The organism is Phenylobacterium sp. RIFCSPHIGHO2_01_FULL_69_31 (genome assembly GCF_001824475.1).
GTDB lineage: Bacteria > Pseudomonadota > Alphaproteobacteria > Caulobacterales > Caulobacteraceae > Phenylobacterium.
Map to the genome: position 1 here is coordinate 1 of NZ_MHXN01000038.1, position 18149 is coordinate 18149.

Below are 18149 nucleotides of genomic sequence, written 5' to 3' on the forward strand. Positions count from 1 at the left end.
CATGGTCAACGTGACCGATCGTGCCGATGTTGCAGTGCGGCTTGTTGCGTTCGAACTTCTCTTTGGCCATCAGGGTCCTGCCGGCGTTGCGTTGCTGTCGTTCAAGGAGTTGGAGCGGGTAGCGGGAATCGAACCCGCATCCTCAGCTTGGAAGGCTGCTGCACTACCATTGTGCTATACCCGCCAAACCACTTGCGGGGCCGCCGCAACTCCTCAGTTCAAAATTCGATCCGGCGCGTGGTGGGGGAAGTAGGACTCGAACCTACGAAGCCATTACAGCAGGGGATTTACAGTCCCCCCCCTTTGCCACTCGGGACATTCCCCCAGCGCGCTCGGAGCCTTCTTTGGGGCCTTCTGAGAAAAGGCTTCCGCCCGGGGACGCGAGGGGCGTAAAGCGCCCAGCTCGATGTCCAAAAGCGGCGGCCCACCGAGGGGGCCCCAAATCGGAGCGCGTCTTATAGTGGCCTCGCCTACGGAACGCAACGACGCCCGAAAGGGTCGGAAATTCCGCCCCAAACCCCAGGGTCAGGGCCGCCAGGACCGTCGGCCGGCCAACCTGTCCGACGACTGGATCTGGGGCTGGCACGCGGTGGAGGCTGCGCTGGCGAATCCCCGGCGCGGCGCGCCGCTGCGCCTGGTGGCCACGCCGGATAAGGCCCGGCAGGTCGAGGCGAAGTTCGGCCGCCAGGCGGTCATGGAGGTGGCCGACGCCCACCAGATCGGCCTCAATCTCCCGCAGGGCGCGGTGCACCAGGGAATCGCCCTGCGGCCCGCCCCGCTCGAGGACGCGGACCTTTCGGACTTCGAGCCTCGCCCCGGTGCGGTGCTGCTGATCCTCGACCAGGTGACCGACCCGCAGAACGTCGGCGCCATCCTGCGCTCGGCCGCCGCCTTCGGCGCGGCCGGCATGGTCCTTCAGGACCGCAATGCCCCCAAGCTCACCGGCGCCCTGGCCAAGGCCGCCGCCGGCGCCGTCGAACAGGTGCCCGTCGCCCGGGTGGTCAACCTCTCCCGCGCCATCGACGAGCTTTCCAAGGCTGGTTGGCGCGCGGTCGGCCTGGCCGGCGAGGCCGAGCGGGGCCTGGACGAAGTGCTGGATGGCGCGCCGACCGTCCTCGTCCTGGGGTCCGAGGGCGAGGGCCTGCGCCGACTGGTGGCCGAGCACTGCGACGAACTGGCGAAGATCGCCATGCCCGGCGGCTTCGAGAGCCTGAACGTCTCGGCCGCCGCCGCCGTCGCCCTCTACGAGGCCTCACGGCCGCGGCGCTGAGCGGACCCGCGCCGGCCGTCCATGCGGCTCGACTGTTGCAGCCGGCCGCCGCCTGACGCATTGAGGCCGGATGTTCGAAGAGCTCTTCAGCCCCGGCGCCCTGTCCGCCCTCCTGCAAGTCCTGATGATCGACCTGGTGCTCGCCGGCGACAACGCCGTCGCGGTGGGCCTTGCGGCCGGGGGCCTGCCTCCCGAACAGAGACGCAAGGCGATCTTCTGGGGCCTGGTCGCCGCGGTGGTCACCCGCATCGGCTTCGCCCTGATCACCACCCAGCTGCTCGGCATCGTCGGCCTGCTGTTCGCCGGTGGCCTGCTGCTGCTCTGGGTCTGCTGGAAGATGTGGCGCGAGCTGCGCGACCAGGCCTCCGCCGAGGAGGTGGCCGCCGAGGCCGCCATGGACGACGACCCGTCCACCGAGCCCAAGGTCAAGCCGAAGACCTTCAAGGACGCCCTGATCCAGATTCTGATCGCCGACGTCTCGATGTCGCTGGACAACGTGCTGGCGGTCGCCGGCGCGGCCCGCGAGCATCCCACCATCCTGGTTTTCGGCCTCATCCTGTCGATCGCCCTGATGGGCGTGGCGGCGCACGGCATCGCCCGCCTGCTGCACAAGTACCGCTGGATCGGCTTCGTAGGCCTGGCGATCGTGCTGTACGTGGCGCTGCACATGATGTGGCAGGGCCATCAGGATGTGGTGGCCGACCTCGGCTACACGGCGGAGTACAACGAGGTCATGCCGGACGTCCTCGACATTAAGCCGAAGGCCCCGGCCCCGGCGCACTGACGGCCGGCGCCGGCAGGGGGCCTTACGCCCCCTCCGCCTCCGGCCCGCCGAAGCGCTCGCGCCATTCGGCGACCTGGGCGTCCTCGACCTTGCGGAACAGCACCTCGGGGGCGCGGATGGTCCGGCCTGGCTCCAGCGCCGACAGCACCCCCTGCCCGTCCAGCGACGGCCACGTCGCCGGGAAAGGCTCGCCCAGGGCCTCGGAGATCTTCTCGCAGGCGAAGGGGATGAACGGCTCCGACACCTTGGCGAACAGGGCCGCCAGGTTCAGGCCATAGCGCACCGCCACGGCCGCGCGCTCGCGTTCGGTCTTGATGGCCGTCCAGGGCGCCGCCTCGGTCAGGTACTGGTTGCCCAGCACCCAAAGCTGGCGCAGGGCCGTCGCCGACTTGCGGTATTCGCGGTCCTCCATGAAGCCGGTGTACTCGCGCAGCTTGGCCAGGACGTCCGCCTCCAGGTTCTCGTCCAGAGCGCCGGGCGCCCCACCCTCCGGCACGATCCCGTCGAAGCGGCTCTCGGTGAACTTGCAGATGCGGTTCACGAAGTTGCCCAGCACGTCGGCCAGGTCGGCGTTCACCTGCGCCTGGAACTGCTCCCAGCCGAAGGTCGCATCCGAGGTCTCCGGCGCATTGGCCATGATCCACCAGCGCCAGTAGTCGGGCGGCAGCAGCTCCAGCGCATGGTCCATGAACACGCCGCGCTTCTGCGAGGTCGAGAACTTGCCGCCGTAGTAGTCCAGCCAGTTGAAGCCCTTCAGCTCGTCGACCAGCTTCCACGGGGAGGCCTCGCGCGCATTCACGCCCATGAGCGTGCAGGGAAAGCCCACCGTGTGGAACGGCACGTTGTCCTTGCCCATGAACTGGACATAGGTGACGTCGGCCGCCTCGGGCCCCTTCCACCAGCGTTCCCAGGTTGCGTCCGGCGCCGGGCCGGTCCCGGCCTCCGCGGCGCGGGCGTCGGCCCATTCGGCGGTGGCCCCGATGTACTCGATGGGCGCATCGTACCAGACGTAGAAAACCTTGCCCGCCAGACCCTCGATGTCGGGCGTCTGGCCGTCGGGGTTCGCGCCCCATTCCCAGGCGTTGACCGGCACGCCCCACTCCAAGTCGCGGGTGATGCCGCGGTCCTGGAGCCCCTCATCCAGCCACTTCAGCGCGATGGACGTCACCAGCAGGGGCCAGGTCCCGCGCTTGCTCTCGATCCAGGACCGCAGCTTGTCGGAGAACAGGCTCTGACGCAGGAACAGGTGCTTGGACCCGCGGATCTCGATGTCCGTCGAGCCCGACACCGCCGAGCGCGGGTGCAACAGGTCGGCCGGGTCCAGCACCCGGGTGCAATTCTCGCACTGGTCGCCGCGCGCGGCCTCGTAGCCGCAGTGCGGGCAGGTGCCGATGACATAGCGGTCGGGCAGGAAGCGCTTGTCGGTGTGCGAATAGACCTGCTGGGTGACCCGCTCCTCGATGAAGCCGGCCTCCCAGAGCTCGCGGGCGAACTTCTGCGTCAGGCGGTGGTTCTGCGGCGAGGACGAGCGGCCGAAGTGGTCCCACGACAGGCCGAACCGGCGGCCCAGGTCGTGCTGCACATCGTGCGCCTGGGCGCAGAAGGTCGCCGGGTCCAGGCCCGCTTCCGCGGCGGCCAGCTCGGTCGGCGTGCCGTGTTCGTCCGTCGCGCAGATGTAGAGCGTCTCGCGCCCGCGGGCCCGCTGGAACCGCGCATAGACGTCGGCCGGCAGCATCGAGCCCGCCAGGGTGCCGAGGTGCTTGATCCCGTTGATGTACGGCAGGGCCGAGGTGATGAGGATGCGGGACATGGGCCTTCAGGGACGTGGTCTTGCCAGGGAACCGGGGCTTATAGGCCGCCCAGGTGGTTCGCCAAAGCCGGCGTTGCAAGAATTGCTCGCCAAGCGGGAGCATACGCGCAAACTCCACCGACGGGGCGGAACGGCGGACCCTGAGTCGCCAGAAGAGCGAACCGCCCGGATTGGGAGGTTGGAAATGCTGAGAAACGCGATCCCGTTCGCGGCTGCGGCGGCTTGTCTGCTGTTGGCGGCCTGCAGCGAGAAGACCACGGAGACCCCGGCGGCGGAAGCCCAGGCCGAGGCGCCGAAGAAATCGCTGGCCCGGCAGGCGCCCCTCTATGCGGGCCAGGAACAGGTCCTCTCGATCCAGTCCGCCAGCGTCAGCACGGACGCCGGCGGGGGCCTGAACCTGGAGGCCAAGGCCAGCACCGACGGCGCCGGCTGGACCCAGGTGGGCTTCCTGCCCCGGGTCTATGCGGCCACGCCGCCGGACGGGATCTACGAGGTGGACGTCGTCGCCCAGAAGCCCGCCGCCCCCGGCGCCGCCGGCCCGACGCCGGTCGAGGTCAAGAGCGGCTGGGACCGCTACAAGGACGGGCGGGTCAAGGGGGTGAAGTTCATCTCCAAGACCAACGAGGTGGTCGCCATGGTCCCCGCGGGCGCATCGCCGGCCGGCAAATAGCCTTTCTGCGGCGCCGGGTCCGCCCGGCGCCGTCCTTACAACGGTCCCTTGAAGACGAAGAACGCGCCCAGGGCGATGAAGGCGAATCCCACGCCGTGGTTCAGGGTGAACCGCTCGCCCAGGTAGGCCACCGAGAACACCGCGAAAACCGCGAGCGTGATCACCTCCTGCATCGCCTTCAGTTCGGCCGGGTCGTAGACCTGCCGCCCGATCCGGTTGGCCGGCACCGCCAGCCAGTACTCAAAGAAGGCGATCCCCCAGCTCACCATCACGATGATCCAGAGCGGCCGGTGCTCCACCTTCAGGTGGCCGTACCAGGCGAAGGTCATGAACACGTTGGAGGCCACCAGCATCAGCACGGGGGCGACGAAGTTCCAGGGGGCGCTCATCGGCACGGGCTCCAGTCGACCCGCCCATTCTCAAGGGATTCGCGACCTCACACGGGCGGTGGATTGAGCCGCTTGAAGCCGCCGTCGCGCCAGTACGGATAGTACGGGTAGGGCGGTTCGACGAAGCTCGCCGTATCGAGCCGCGCCACCTGCTCCGCCGAAAGGGCCCAGCCTACGGCGCCCAGGTTGTCCCGTAGCTGGGCTTCGTTGCGTGCGCCGATGACGACGGTGGACACGGTCGGCCGCTGCAGCAGCCAGTTGAGCGCGATCTGGGGGACGGTCCGGCCCGTCTCCGCCGCGATCTCGTCCAGCACGTCGACGACACGATACAGCCGCGCCTCATCCACCGGCGGGCCGAACTGGGCGGTATCGTGCAGGCGGCTGTTCTTCGGCGGCGGGCTTCCGCGGCGGATCTTGCCTGTCAGGCGGCCCCAGCCGAGCGGGCTCCACACCACCGCGCCGACCCCCTGGTCGTGGGCCAGCGGCATCAGCTCCCACTCGTAGTCGCGTCCCACCAGCGAATAGTAGGCTTGGTGAGCGACGTAACGCGGCCAGCCGTGGCGGTCGGCGACCGCCAGCGATTTCATCAGTTGCCAGCCCGAGAAGTTCGAGGCGCCCACGTAGCCGACCTTCCCGGCGCGGATCAGGGCGTCCAGCGCCGAGAGCACCTCCTCCACGGGCGTGGCCGCGTCGAAGGCGTGCAACTGCAGCAGGTCGATGTGGTCGATCCCAAGGCGCCGCAGCGCCGCCTCGACACCCGCGACGATCCGCCGGCGGGACGTGCCCGCCTCGCCCGGCGCCTCGCCCATGGGAAGGCCGAGCTTGGTGGAGATCATCACGTGCCCGCGCCGGCCGCGGATCGCCTCGCCCAGCACCTCCTCCGACGCGCCGTTCGAATAGACGTCAGCGGTGTCGAACAGGGTGACACCCACCTCGAGGCACAGGTCGATCAACCGGCGGGCTTCGGCAGCGTCGGTGCGTCCCCAGGCGCTGAACAGCGGCCCCTGTCCCCCGAACGTGCCCGCCCCGAAGCTGAGGATCGGGACCTTCAGGCCCGAGGCGCCGAGATTGCGGTACTCCATCGAAAGCTCCTGATCGCAGGGAAATGCCCAAGCGTCGCGAAGAGATGCCCGGTCCCGGCATTTGAATTAGAGCCCCATCAGGAACATCACCTGTGAATTGAAATCCTATGCCGCGTTCAGAGACTAACCGCTCGGGCGAGATGGAAGTCTTCGTGCGGGTGGTGGAATACGGCGGCTTCTCCGTTGCGGCCCGCAGCCTGCGGATGACCCCCTCGGCGGTGAGCAAGCTGGTGGCGCGGCTGGAGTCACGGCTGGGCGCCCGGCTCTTCGCCCGCTCGACCCGCAAGCTGCAGCTCACGGCAGAGGGCGCCGCCTTCCACGAGCGCGCGGTCCGCGTGCTGGCCGACCTGGACGAAGCTGAGCGGGCGGTGGCGTCGGGGGCCAGGCCCCAGGGCCGGGTGCAGGTGAACTGCAACGTCGCCTTCGGGCGGCGCCACCTCTTGCCGCTCCTGCCTCGGTTCCTCGAGACACACCCCGAGATCCTTCTCGACGTCACGCTCAGCGACGTGGTGATCGACCTGATGGGCGAGCGCGCCGACGTCGCCATCCGCACCGGGCCGCTGCAGGGTTCCCAGCTCACGGCCCGAAAGCTTGGCGAAAGCCGGATGGCGGTGGTTGCCTCGCCCGCCTACCTCGCGGCGCGCGGGACGCCGCACGGACTGGAGGCGTTGGAACGCCACAACCGCATCGGGTTCAACTTCGCGCGGGCGTTCGAGGAGTGGCCCTTCCGGGGGCCGCTGGGCCCGTCCACTCTGCCGGCCTGCGGCAACGCCAAGGCGGGCGACGGCGAGACCTCGCGGCGGATGGCTCTGGCCGGTGTGGGGATCGCCCGCCTGGCGCTCTGGCACATAGGCCCCGATATCGCGGCGGGCCGGCTCGTCCCGATCCTGGAAGACCTCAACCCCGGAGACCTGCAGGCCGTGCATGCCGTCTACGTGGGCGGTCGAGGCGACCTGCCGGCGCGCGTGCGGGCCTTCATCGACTTCCTGGCCGACGCTGTCGACCTCGGCTGAGGCAGCCGCCCCCGATCGCCTCGCTTGTCGCCAGGAAGGGCTTAACTCCGGCGCCGCGGGCCCTATAGTCGCGCCCGTTCTGGGGAGGGTTGGGATGCACGCAGTTCTGAGGGGTTTGGCGCTCGCGGCGGCGCTGGCGGTAGCGGCCTGCAGTCCGAAGACGGGCGAGAAGGCGGGCGCCGAGGCTGGCGGGACGCTGCGGATCTACAACTGGTCCGACTACATCGACCCCGACCTCTTGACCCAGTTCACCAAGGAGACCGGGATCAAGGTCAGCTACGACACCTTCGATTCCAACGAGGTGCTCGAGACCAAGGTGCTGCAGGGCGGCACGGGGTACGATCTCGTCGTCCCTTCCAACCACAACCTGCCCCGCTACATCGCCGCCGGCGCGATCCGCCCGCTGGACAAGGCCCAGCTTCCCGGCCTCGACAAGCTGTCGCCCGACCTGATGGCCCACCTGGCGCCGTTCGATCCCGGCGCGGCCTACGCCGTCCCCTACATGCAGGGCACTATCGGCATCGGCTACAACGCCGAGGCGGTGGCCAAGCGCCTGCCGGGGGTGAAGATCGACAGCTGGAACGTGGTGTTCAACCCGCTGGTCCTGGCCAAGCTGAAGGACTGCGGCGTCTATTTCCTCGACGCCTCGGAGGACATGTACGCGGTCGCCCTGCACTACCTGGGCAAGGACCCGAACTCGAAGGCCCCCGCCGACTACGAGGCCGCCACCGCCATGCTGATGCAGGTGCGGCCCTTCGTGCGGAAGTTCCACTCCTCCGAATACATCGACGCCCTGGCCAACGGGGACATCTGCCTGGCCATCGGCTACTCGGGCGACGTCCTGCAGGCCAAGGCCCGCGCCGAGGAGGCGAAGAACGGCGTCACCGTCGCCTACGCCGTGCCCAAGGAGGGCAGCCAGGTGTGGTTCGACGTCTTCACCATCCCCAAGGACGCGCCCAACCCTGCCGCGGCGCACAAGTTCATCGCCTTCATGCTGCGGCCGGAGATCATCGCCAAGGCGTCGAACTACACCCAGTACGCCAACGCCAACGCGGCCGCGACGCCGCTGGTGGACGAGGCGATCCGCAACGACCCCAACGTCTATCCTACGCCGGAGGTCTCCAAGCGCCTCTTCGTCACCACCACCAAGGACCAGGACCTGCTGCGCGAGGTGAACCGCCAGTGGACCCGGGTGCTGACCGGGCGTTGAGCGAGCGGCCCCCACCCGCCCGGCCGCAGATCGGCGGCGTCCGCGACACCTTCGCGCCGTGGGAAGACCCCGCGGCGCGCCCGCTCGTGCGCTTCGAGGGCGTCTCCAAGGCGTTCGCCGGCGCGCCGGCCGTGCGTGGCGTCGACGTCTCCATCTACGAGCGGGAGTTCTTCGCCCTCCTCGGCCCCTCCGGCTGCGGCAAGACCACCCTGATGCGGATGCTGGCCGGGTTCGAGACGCCCGACGCGGGCCGGATCCTGCTGGAGGGCCGCGACATCGCCGCCGACCCGCCGCACCGGCGGCCGGTCCACATGATGTTCCAGGCCTACGCCCTCTTCCCGCACCTCAGCGTCGCCCGGAACATCGCCTTCGGCCTCAGGCGCCAGGGCCTGCCCCGGCGCGAGATCGCCGCGCGAGTCGAGGAAATGCTGGCGCTCATGAAGCTGGAAGGCCTGGGCGGCCGCCGCCCCGACCAGCTCTCAGGCGGCCAACAACAGCGGGTGGCCCTGGCCCGGGCCATCGCCCCCCGCCCCCGCATCCTGCTCCTGGACGAGCCCATGGCCGCCCTCGACAAGAAGCTGCGCGACGAGACCCAGTTCGAGCTCATGACCCTTCAGCAGAGCCTGGGCATGACGTTCATGATCGTCACCCACGACCAGGACGAGGCCATGGTGGTGGCCGACCGGATCGCCGTCATGCGCGAGGGCGAGATCGTCCAGGTGGGCCGCCCGGGCGAGGTCTACGAGGCGCCCGCCGACCGCTACGTCGCCGGCTTCATCGGCGATGTGAACCTCTTCGAAGGCCGAGTGGCGCACTCCGAGGGCGGCCGCGTCCGCCTGGCCGGGCCGGACGGAACCTTCGAGGCCGACGGCGCAGGGCCGGTGGGCGAGACCGCCTGGATCGGGGTCCGCCCGGAAAAGGTCGCCGTCCATACCGAGCCGCCGCCGCCCGGCCCCAACGTCCTGGCCGGCCGGGTCCACGACTATGGCTACCTCGGCGACTGGACCACCTATCTGGTCGAGATCGCGCCCGGCCGCCTGGTCCGCGTCGCCCGCGCCAACACCACCCGCACCGTCGAGCGGCCCCTGGGCTGTGGCGATGCGGTCTGGCTCACCTTCGCCCCCTCCAGCGCCGTGGTCCTCACCCGATGAGGCGCGACCGCTCGGGCCTGGCCGCCATCCTGCCCTTCCTGTGGCTGGCGCTGTTCTTCGCCTTCCCCTTCCTGCTGGTGGCCAAGCTGTCGCTGTCCGACACGGCCCTGGCCATGCCGCCCTACGCCCCGCGCATCGACTGGAGCCAGGGACTGGCGGGCCTCAAGGCCTTCTTCGCAGCCCTGGACGGCGAGACCTACGCCCGGCTCACCCGCGACCGCCTCTATCTCGACGCCTATCTCTCCAGCCTCAGGATCGCCGCCACCGGCACGGGCCTGCTGCTTCTCATCGGCTATCCCATCGCCTATGGGATCAGCCGCTGCCCGCCGGCCATGCGCCAGGCACTGGTCATGGCGGTGATCCTGCCGTTCTGGACCAGCTTCCTGATCCGCATCTACGCCTGGATCGCCATTCTGAAGCCCGCCGGCCTGCTCAACGCCGCCCTGGGCGCGCTCGGCCTGCCGCCCGTGGACATCCTCAACACCGAGACCGCCGTCCTCCTCGGCCTCGTCTACGCCTACCTGCCGTTCATGGTCCTCCCGCTCTACGCCGTGCTGGAGAAGCAGGACGAGAGCCTGATCGAGGCGGCGCAGGACCTGGGGGCCACGCCGCTGTCGGCCTTCTGGCGGGTGACCTTCCCGCTCTCGATTCCCGGCGCGGCCGCCGGCGCCCTGCTCTGCTTCATCCCCATGGCCGGCGAGTTCGTGATCCCGGACCTCCTGGGCGGCTCCGAGACCCTGATGCTGGGCCGGGTGATCTGGACCGAGTTCTTCGCCAACCGCGACTGGCCGGCCGCCTCGGCCGTGGCCATCGTCCTGCTGGCCACCCTGGTGGTTCCGATCCTCTTGTTCGAGCGCCAGCAGGCCAAGGTGCTGCGCGGATGAAACGCGGCCCCTCCGCCTTCAACGTCGCCTCGGTGGTCCTGGGCCTCGTCTTCCTCTACGCGCCCATCGCCATCCTGGTGGTCTATTCCTTCAACGCCAGCCGGCTGGTGACCGTCTGGGGCGGCTTCTCCACCCGCTGGTACGTGGCGCTGTTCCAGGACGCCCAGATGCTGGACGCCGTCTGGGTCACCCTGCGCGTCGGCGTGATCTCCGCCACCCTGGCCACCGCCGTCGGCGTCGCGGCGGCCCTGGCCCTCACGCGCGGCCGCTTCGGCGGGCGAACCGCCCTGGCCGGCGGCATCTACGCCACCCTGGTCATGCCCGAGGTGATCCTGGGCCTGTCGCTGCTGCTGCTGTTCGTGTCCCTGGGCCTGCCCCGGGGCTTCTGGACCGTGACGCTCAGCCACGCCACCCTGACCCTCGCCTACGCCACCGTGGTGGTGCAGGCGCGCCTGGCGGCGTTCGACCGCAGCCTGGAGGAGGCCGCCCAGGACCTGGGTTGCCCGCCCTGGAAGGCCTTCGCGCTGGTCACCCTGCCCGGTATCGCCCCGGCCGTCGCGGCCGCCTGGATGCTGGCCTTCACCCTGTCGCTCGACGACCTGGTCATCGCCAGCTTCACGTCGGGGCCCGGAGCCACCACCCTGCCCATGCGGCTCTACAGCCAGGTGCGGCTCGGCGTGGATCCCAAGATCAACGCCGTCTCGACCCTGCTGATCGGCCTCGTGGCCACGGGCGTCATCGCCGCCTACCTGGCCCAGCAGCGCCGCTGCCGCCGCGATGTCCTGAACCGATGAACGCCGCAGACGGTCCGGCCAGGGCAATGTGACCCTACGCGCCGCTGTGCCGGACCGCCTGCAGCCAACGTCCTACAGACGTTGGGCCCGGCCACCCCCCAGGCGCACCGAGCCGCCGGTGGCGTTGCGTCCCGTCTCGGCACGCGCCCCCGACTTGCGAACGGCGCGATGCAAGGGGTGGGCCGGAGTGATTCGCTGGCGCTCACCTTAGTCATGAGGACGCCTCCTCTTCCCCCCGCGAAGCAAGAGGGGAGAGGGTAGGGAGAGGGGCGGCGCAGGCCTCGCCACCGCCGCTCCCGGTTCAGCCAGGACCATCCAAGAATGCTCGCCGCCGCATGCGTCGAGGAGTCAGACGAGTGCAGGCCGCGCCCTTCGAGTGGCTGAAGGTGAGCCATGGCCGGACCGTCGTACAAGCCGAGCCGCCTGCACCGCCCCTCTCCCTACCCTCTCCCCTCTCTTCGCTTCGCTCGGAGGGCGAGGAGGCGCGAACGGACGCGAGAGAGAATGGTGCCGGATGCAGGACTCGAACCCGCGACCTTCGGTTTACAAAACCGCTGCTCTACCAGCTGAGCTAATCCGGCCCGCGCAGGGCGGGCCGGTTATGCTGGCTCGCGGGGCCGGCGCCAAGGCCCTCTGATCACGTCCAGCGCAGCGCCCGGAACACGTCGGCCACGCGGCGGCGGCGGGGGTCGCGGTCGGCGAAGCTCTGCAGTTCGGCCCGGCAGCGGTCTTCGGCGGCGTCGCCGAAGCGGGCGCGCAGCGCCTTCGCCCGCTCCTCGGCCTGCCTGGCGTCGTCCAGCGCTCTCAGCCAGTAGTCTTCCATGGGGTCACCTCTTCTGAACCTCCCCATCTCCCAACATATAAGCCCGAGGGTGGCGCGATGTCCGCGCCTTGAGGATCAAAGGCGCGTGAGCCGGGCCGGAAACTCATGTAAGCGCAGGCCATGCGCATCTTCATCGACGCGGACGCCTGTCCCGTGAAGGACGAGACCTACAAGGTCGCCGCCCGCTACGGCCTGAAGACCTGGGTTGTCTCGAACAGCTTCATCCAGATCCCGCAGTCCACTTTGATCGAGCGCCGGATCGTCGACGCCGGTCCCGACGTGGCCGACGACTGGATCGCCGGCGAGGCGCAGCCCGGCGACATCGTGGTCACCAACGACATTCCCCTCGCCGACCGCGTGCTGAAGGCGGGCGCGGCGGCCATCGCGCCGAACGGCCGGGCGTTCACCCACGATTCCATCGGCTCGGCCCTCGCCCAGCGCTCGATCATGGAGCACATCCGCTCCACCGGCGAGATCACCGGCGGCCCCCGCCCCTTCGGCCCCGCCGACCGCTCCCGCTTCCTCCAGGCCCTGGACGAGGCCGTGAACCGCGAGCGCCGCAAGCGCCGCTAAGCCCTCCTCTCCTCACCCGTAGGGGGAGGGGGACCGCGGCACGCGGTGGAGGGGGAACGCCCCACCCTCGGCGCTCCCGGTATGCCCCCCTCCATCATGCTGCGCATGGTCCCCCTCCCCCTACGGGTGAGGAGAAAGACGCATTTGCCCAGAGCCGCTTGCGTCTGGCCAAGGCCGCGCTAGCTTGCCGGCGATTTTTGAAGCCGGAGATTTTCATGCGCCTGGGACCGATCCTCGCCGCCGCCACGCTGGCCACCCTCGTCGCGGCCTGCGGCAAGCCCCAGGAGGACCCGGCCGGGACCTCGGCCGACACGGCCGCCGCCGCGCCCGAGGCGCCCAAGCTCAGCGACGCCGAGAAGCAGGCGATCCTGGCCTCGTATCCCGCGCCCTACAACACCGCCGACCTGGCCAACGGCAAGTCCCGCTTCGCCCTTTGCCAGTCGTGCCACACCATCGCGCCCGGCGGCGCCAACATGACCGGCCCCAACCTGCACGGCGTGTTCGGCAAGAAGTCCGCCAGCAACCCCGACTTCAAATACTCCGACGCGCTGAAGAACGCCGGCTGGGTCTGGGACGCCAATCACCTCGACCAATGGCTGGCCAAGCCGCAGACCTACCTGCCCGGCACCAAGATGTCGTTCGCGGGCCTGAAGGACGCCAAGGACCGCACGGACCTGATCGCCTTCCTGATGGTCGAGACCGGCCACAAGGCGCAGTAGCCACTCGCCCGACAAGCGCAAGATTTCGCGCACAGACAACCTTGACGCGCAGCGCCCACACCTCCATGGTGTGGGCGTCGATGAAGAGAGCATCTGTCACTCGACACCCCGTTCCGAAGGGTGACGCCCCCCGTCACCGGCCGGGCCCAGGGACCTGACACCCCCCCTTTTGCACAGGACCCTGGCGCCGGCCGGGGCGCGGCGTGTGGCGCAGCAACATTCCGCTGGGCCTAGAAGCGGCCTCTCCTCACCCTCAAGGGCAGGAGAAGGACCGGTGCTAGGCGGCTCTATTCCGCCGCGTTGGCGACGCGGGCCTTCTCGGCCTCCTCGAAGGCTTCGATCCGCCGGGCCGTGGCCATGGGCGACTTCGTGAACCGGGCCAGCAGGTTGTAGAACACCGGCACGATGAACAGCGTGACCAGGGTGGCGAAGATCGCCCCAAAGAAGATGGTCACCCCGATGGTCTTGCGCGCCTCGCCGCCGGCCCCGCCCCAGACGATCAGCGGGATCGCGCCCGCGGCCGCCGAGATCGAGGTCATGATGATCGGCCGCAGGCGCAGGGACGCGCTCTCGATCACGGCCTCACGGATCGACAGCCCCTCGTCCCGGAGCTGGTTGGCGAACTCGACGATCAGGATGCCGTTCTTGGCCGCGATCCCGATCAGGATGATCAGTCCGATCTGGCTGTAGGTGTTGATCGAGGAATCCACCAGCAGCAGGCCGAACAGCCCGCCCACCGCCGCCACGGGCACGGTCAGCATGATCACCGCCGGGTGGATCCAGCTCTCGAACTGGGCCGCCAGCACCAGGAAGACCAGCAGCAGCGCCATGGCGAAGGCCAGGCCCACCGAGCCCGACGCCTCCAGGTAGTCGCGCGCCCCGCCGCCCCACTTCACCGTCACCGCGCCCGGCTGCTTGGCCGCCTCGTCGCGGAAGAACTGGATCGCCTCGCCCATCGAGTAGCCGGGGTTGAGCTGGACCGACAGGCTGATCGAGCGCAGGCGGTCCACCCGCGGGCGGTCCGGCGTGTCGCCGCGCACCTCGGTGGTCACCACCGAGCTCAACGGCACCGACTCGCCCGAGGCCGTGCGGACGTAGAGCTTGGCCAGGTCCTGCTCGGTCTGCCGGTTCTCCCGGTCGGTCTGCAGGAGCACGTCGTACTCCTGGCCGTTCTTGATGTAGGTCGTCACCCGCCGCGAGCCGAACTGGGTCTCCAGCGCCCGGCCGATGGTCTGGGCGGGCACGCCCAGGGCCGCGGCTTTTTCCCGGTCGATGTTGACGATGACCCGGGGGCTGGTGGGCTCGTAGTCCAGCCGGGGCCGCGCCAGGCCGGGGTTGTCGTTGGCCGCCGCCAGGATCGGCTGGATCCAGCGCGCGATCTCCGGATAGTCGGTGCCGGTGGCGATCAGCTGCATGCTGGTGCCGCCCCCGCCGCCGCCGCCCGGCCCGCCCCGCTGCAGCCCACCTTCGGGCGAGACGATGGCGCGCACCGCGGTCACCGAGGCCAGCTCCCGGTTCAGGCGGGCGGCCAGCTCCGGTGCGGTCACCTCGGTCTTGTCCGACAGGATGGTGTTGCCGCCGCCGGAGTTGAACGAGTTGTTTCCGAACCGGGGCATCGCGAAGACGTACCGCTCCAGCGTGCCGTCGTTCAGGTACTTCATCAGGACCTGTTCGATCTGCCGGCTGGCGGCGAGGGTGTAGTCGAAGCCCGCCCCCTCGGGGCCGGAGAACGAGACCTGGGCCCGGCGGCGGTCCTCTTCGGGGGTCAGCTCACGCGGCAGGACGCTGAAGATCCCGAAAGCCGCCACGGCCAGGATCACCACCAGGCCCGAGGCCCCGATGGAAACCGCGCGGCGGCCCAGCATGCTCTCCAGCGAGGCATGGTAGGAGCTCTTCAGCCGGCTCATCGCCGAGTCCACCCGGCGCGCGACCCAACCCTCGCCCTGCGCGGGGCGCAGCAGCTTCGACGCCAGCATCGGCGACAGCGACAGGGCCAGCAGGGCCGAGAAGCCCACCGCCGCCGCCACCGACACCGCCAGCTCCACGAACAGCCGGCCAATGAAGCCGGGCAGGAACATCAGCGGCGCGAACACCGAGATCAGCACGATGGTGGTGGCCACGACGGCGAAGAACACCTGCCGCGCGCCACGCTGGGCGGCCACGATCGGCGGCTCGCCCTCGTCGATCCGCCGCTGGATGTTCTCGACCACCACGATGGCGTCGTCGACCACCAGGCCGATGGCGAGCACCAGGGCCAGCAGGGTCAGGAGGTTGATCGAGAAGCCCAGCGGAGCCAGCACGATGAACGTCGAAAGGATGCAGATCGGCGCCACCACCGACGGGATCAGCGCCGCCCGCCAGGTGCCCAGGAAGAGGAAGTTCACCAGGGCCACGCACCCCAGCGAGATGGCCATGGTGATCCAGACCTCCTCGATCGCGTGGCGGGTGAACTCGGTGTAGTCCACCGAGACCCCCAGCCGCGTGCCCTTGGGCAGGGTCTGGTTGATCTCGTCGATCGCCGCGCGCACGCCGTCCGAGATCTCCAGGTCGTTGGCCTGGCTCTGACGGGTGATGGCGATGCCGACCATGTCCTTGCCATTGGAGCGGAACAGCCGCCGGCGCTCGTCGGGGCCTTCCTCGACGCGGGCGATGTCGCCGAGGCGCGTGATGTAGGCCTGGGCGCTGGTGGCCGGGGTGACGTCCCGGATGGCGCCTTGGGCCGCGCCCGCGCCCGCCGCGTTGCCGCCCAGGGCGGCGGAGGCCTGGGCCGTGCTGGCGCTGCGCGTGGGCGTGATCGGCATCCGCGCGAACTGCTCGGGCGTCGCATAGCCGCGCGCCACGCGGATGGTGAAATCCTTGGCCGCCGCCTCTAGGGAGCCGGCCGGCAGCTCGGCGTTCTGGCTGGAGAGCGCGCTCTCCACGTCCTCGACGGTGATCCCGCGCGAGGCCATGGCCTCGGGATTCAGCCAGATTCGCATGGAATAGTACTGGGCGCCCCCGACCCCCACCGTCGCCACGCCCGGCACCGTCGACAGCCGCTCCACCAGATAGCGCTGGGCGTAGTCCGACAGCTGCAGGCGGTTCATCGTCTGCGACGTGAAGTTCAGGAACATGATCGGCGAGGAGTCGGCGTTCGCCTTCTGGATCTGCGGCGGGTCCGCCTGCTCCGGCAGCTGGGCGGTCACCCGGCTGACGGCGTCGCGCACGTCGTTGGCCGCCGCGTCCAGGTCGCGGTCCAGCGTGAACGAGATGTTGATCCGAGAGGCCCCGTCGCGCGAGGTCGACTGCACACGGTCGATGCCCTCGATGCCGGCGACCTGCCGCTCGATCAGCTCGGTGATCCGCTCCTCGATGACTTCGGCCGAGGCGCCGCGGTAGGTGGTAGAGATGCCCACCACCGGCGGGTCCACGCTGGGCAGCTCGCGGACGGTCAGGGCGCTGAACGAAGCCAGGCCCACCACGCACAGGATGATCGCCGCCACGGCGGCGAACACCGGGCGGCGGACCGAGATGTCGGACAGCATCATGCGGCGGGCCGCGGGGTGGCGGGCCGCGCTCCTGCGGCGGGCGGCGCGGCGCCGGCGACGCGCACCGGCTGGCCGGGCTGGATCTTGTTGAGGCCGTCGGCCACGATGCGCTCGCCCGGCTTGGCGCCGTCGGTGATCTCCACGAAGCCGTGCTGGCGCAGGCCCGTCACGATCGGACGCTGCTCCACCATCGTCCCCTGCCCGCGCGACTGCAGGACATAGACGAAGGCCGCATCGCCCTGGACCGAGATGGCCGCCTCGGGCGCGCTGGGATTGGTCCGCTGGCCGCGCGAGACGCCCACGCGGATCAGCATGCCGGGCTTCAGCTTGCCCGACGCGTTCGGGAACTCGGCCCGGGCGGTGATGGCGCGGGTGCGCTCATCCACGCGGGTGTCCAGCTGGGCGATCCGGCCGGTGATCGTCTCGCCCGGATAGGCGTCCGCGGTCGCCAGCAACGACTGCCCCTCGCGCAGTTGGCCCAGGTAGCGCTCGGGCACCTGGAAATCGACCCGGATCACCGAGACGTCGTCCAGGGTCACGATCGGCGCCCCCGGGTTCACCAGCGCCCCGGGCGCCACGTCGGACAGGCCCACGACCCCCGCGAAGGGCGCGCGGATCATCCGGTCGCCCTGGCGGGCCTTGGCGGCCGCGACGTCGGCCTGGGCCGAGCGCCACGCCGCCTCGTACTGGTCCACCTGCGCCTTGGAGGCCCAGCCCTGCTCGCCCAGCGAGCGGTAGCGGTCGTAGGCCCGCCGGGCCTCCACCTGCCGCGCCTCGGCCTGGGCCACGCCCGCGTTCTGTTCCGTGTCCTTCAGCTCGACCAGCACCGCGCCCCGAGGCACCCGCTGGCCGTCCGAGAAGCGCACCCGCTCGACCAGCTGGGTCGCCGCGGCGGTCAGGGTCACCGACTGGCGCCCCTTGGCCACGCCCAGCACCTCGATGGTCTCTTCGAAGACCCGCGGCTGCACCGTCGCCACCGACACCAGGGTCGGCCCGCCGAACGCGCCGCCGCGCCCGCCGCCGCCCTTGCCCTGCGGAGCCCCACCTTGCGCCATGCCCGGACCGCCGCCCGCGCCCGCCGTGCCCTTGGTCAGCACCTTATAGCCGCCGACGACGACCATGACGGCCAGGACCACAAGGGCCGCGACGAGGAAGAAATGGCGTCGGATCAAACTGCGGGTCCCTGGCCGCCGCACGCGGGCGGTTCATCTTGTCGGTTGGAAGCGCTCTTAGGCTGGCTCCATATACGCGGTCCAGTGACAGCAGGATGGCTGACCATTGCGACGCTGAAACGTGGCCTCCGTAGCAAAACGGGCGCCCCGCTGGAGCGCCCGGTTGCACAAGGCTGAGGCGAAGTTCGGAAACTACGCGTCGTAGCCGGGCAATTCGCGATCCAGCTTGCGCAGGCAGCCGGGCCAGGGCAGGCCGCCGCCGATTCCGCGCGAGACCT

General features: G+C 70.0%; 17 protein-coding genes and 3 tRNA genes. 10 read left to right on the top strand and 10 right to left on the bottom strand.

Features of this window, described 5'->3' with window-relative positions; all coding sequences use genetic code 11:
• The 3 genes from A2790_RS20380 to A2790_RS20390 form a co-directional block, all read right to left on the bottom strand.
• The coding region (locus A2790_RS20380) for a hypothetical protein (RefSeq protein WP_233245152.1) at positions 1 to 70 on the bottom strand (70 nt) is incomplete at its 3' end.
• 40 nt (positions 71 to 110) lie between these two features.
• Positions 111 to 184: transfer RNA gene (locus tag A2790_RS20385), tRNA-Gly, on the bottom strand.
• A gap of 54 nt (positions 185 to 238) precedes the next feature.
• Positions 239 to 325, bottom strand: a tRNA-Tyr gene (locus tag A2790_RS20390).
• Positions 326 to 460: 135 nt separating this feature from the next.
• On the opposite strand from A2790_RS20390, the gene rlmB reads away from it, so the two are divergent.
• Entirely contained in the window at positions 461 to 1270 is an 810-nt protein-coding gene (rlmB, locus tag A2790_RS20395) for a 23S rRNA (guanosine(2251)-2'-O)-methyltransferase RlmB (RefSeq protein ID WP_293395701.1), read from the top strand.
• 70 nt (positions 1271 to 1340) lie between these two features.
• Complete coding sequence (locus tag A2790_RS20400; RefSeq protein ID WP_293395704.1) at positions 1341 to 2054, top strand: TerC family protein; 714 nt, start codon at positions 1341 to 1343, stop codon at positions 2052 to 2054.
• A 22-nt stretch (positions 2055 to 2076) separates the two neighbouring features.
• On the opposite strand, the gene metG is transcribed toward A2790_RS20400, so the two are convergent.
• A complete protein-coding gene (gene metG / locus A2790_RS20405; RefSeq protein WP_293395707.1) occupies positions 2077 to 3864 on the bottom strand; it encodes a methionine--tRNA ligase in 1788 nt (595 codons plus the stop codon).
• Positions 3865 to 4048: 184 nt separating this feature from the next.
• Here metG and A2790_RS20410 point away from each other — a divergent pair, with 184 nt between their 5' ends.
• Positions 4049 to 4534 (top strand): hypothetical protein, encoded by a 486-nt coding sequence (locus A2790_RS20410; protein WP_293395712.1) that lies wholly within the window; start codon positions 4049 to 4051, stop codon positions 4532 to 4534.
• Positions 4535 to 4569: 35 nt separating this feature from the next.
• On the opposite strand, the gene A2790_RS20415 is transcribed toward A2790_RS20410, so the two are convergent.
• Entirely contained in the window at positions 4570 to 4929 is a 360-nt protein-coding gene (locus A2790_RS20415) for a DMT family protein (protein WP_293395715.1), read from the bottom strand.
• Between the two features lie 41 nt (positions 4930 to 4970).
• Positions 4971 to 6005 carry an aldo/keto reductase gene (locus tag A2790_RS20420; protein WP_293395718.1) on the bottom strand — a complete coding sequence of 345 codons (1035 nt, stop codon included), beginning with the start codon at positions 6003 to 6005 and terminating at the stop codon, positions 4971 to 4973.
• A gap of 107 nt (positions 6006 to 6112) precedes the next feature.
• On the opposite strand from A2790_RS20420, the gene A2790_RS20425 reads away from it, so the two are divergent.
• From A2790_RS20425 to A2790_RS20445, 5 genes are all read left to right on the top strand, one after another.
• Positions 6113 to 7018 (top strand): LysR family transcriptional regulator, encoded by a 906-nt coding sequence (locus A2790_RS20425; protein WP_293395721.1) that lies wholly within the window; start codon positions 6113 to 6115, stop codon positions 7016 to 7018.
• A gap of 94 nt (positions 7019 to 7112) precedes the next feature.
• A complete protein-coding gene (locus A2790_RS20430) occupies positions 7113 to 8228 on the top strand; it encodes a polyamine ABC transporter substrate-binding protein (protein WP_293395724.1) in 1116 nt (371 codons plus the stop codon).
• Positions 8201 to 9379: an ABC transporter ATP-binding protein gene (locus A2790_RS20435; protein ID WP_363081377.1), complete on the top strand. Its 1179-nt coding sequence runs from the start codon at positions 8201 to 8203 to the stop codon at positions 9377 to 9379. The genes A2790_RS20430 and A2790_RS20435 overlap by 28 nt, the downstream gene beginning before the upstream one ends.
• Entirely contained in the window at positions 9376 to 10263 is an 888-nt protein-coding gene (locus tag A2790_RS20440; RefSeq protein WP_293395727.1) for an ABC transporter permease subunit, read from the top strand. The genes A2790_RS20435 and A2790_RS20440 overlap by 4 nt, the downstream gene beginning before the upstream one ends.
• On the top strand, positions 10260 to 11057 hold the full coding sequence (locus A2790_RS20445) for an ABC transporter permease (RefSeq protein ID WP_293395730.1): 798 nt from the start codon (positions 10260 to 10262) through the stop codon (positions 11055 to 11057). The genes A2790_RS20440 and A2790_RS20445 overlap by 4 nt, the downstream gene beginning before the upstream one ends.
• A 505-nt stretch (positions 11058 to 11562) precedes the next feature.
• Here A2790_RS20445 and A2790_RS20450 read toward each other — a convergent pair.
• Together A2790_RS20450 and A2790_RS20455 are read right to left on the bottom strand one after the other, a co-directional pair.
• Positions 11563 to 11638 (bottom strand) — tRNA-Thr (locus A2790_RS20450).
• Positions 11639 to 11694: 56 nt separating this feature from the next.
• Positions 11695 to 11880, bottom strand: coding sequence for a hypothetical protein (locus A2790_RS20455; RefSeq protein WP_293395733.1), 186 nt, complete (start codon positions 11878 to 11880; stop codon positions 11695 to 11697).
• 120 nt (positions 11881 to 12000) lie between these two features.
• Here A2790_RS20455 and A2790_RS20460 point away from each other — a divergent pair, with 120 nt between their 5' ends.
• Both A2790_RS20460 and A2790_RS20465 read left to right on the top strand, forming a co-directional pair.
• Positions 12001 to 12453: a YaiI/YqxD family protein gene (locus A2790_RS20460; protein ID WP_293395735.1), complete on the top strand. Its 453-nt coding sequence runs from the start codon at positions 12001 to 12003 to the stop codon at positions 12451 to 12453.
• A gap of 215 nt (positions 12454 to 12668) precedes the next feature.
• The gene (locus A2790_RS20465; protein ID WP_293395738.1) at positions 12669 to 13172 is read left to right on the top strand and encodes a cytochrome c family protein; all 504 of its coding nucleotides are present in this window, start codon (positions 12669 to 12671) and stop codon (positions 13170 to 13172) included.
• Between the two features lie 287 nt (positions 13173 to 13459).
• On the opposite strand, the gene A2790_RS20470 is transcribed toward A2790_RS20465, so the two are convergent.
• Positions 13460 to 16696, bottom strand: coding sequence for an efflux RND transporter permease subunit (locus A2790_RS20470; protein ID WP_293395755.1), 3237 nt, complete (start codon positions 16694 to 16696; stop codon positions 13460 to 13462).
• The gene (locus A2790_RS20475) at positions 16696 to 17871 is read right to left on the bottom strand and encodes an efflux RND transporter periplasmic adaptor subunit (protein ID WP_293395741.1); all 1176 of its coding nucleotides are present in this window, start codon (positions 17869 to 17871) and stop codon (positions 16696 to 16698) included. The genes A2790_RS20470 and A2790_RS20475 overlap by 1 nt, the downstream gene beginning before the upstream one ends.
• Positions 17872 to 18149 lie beyond the last annotated feature (278 nt).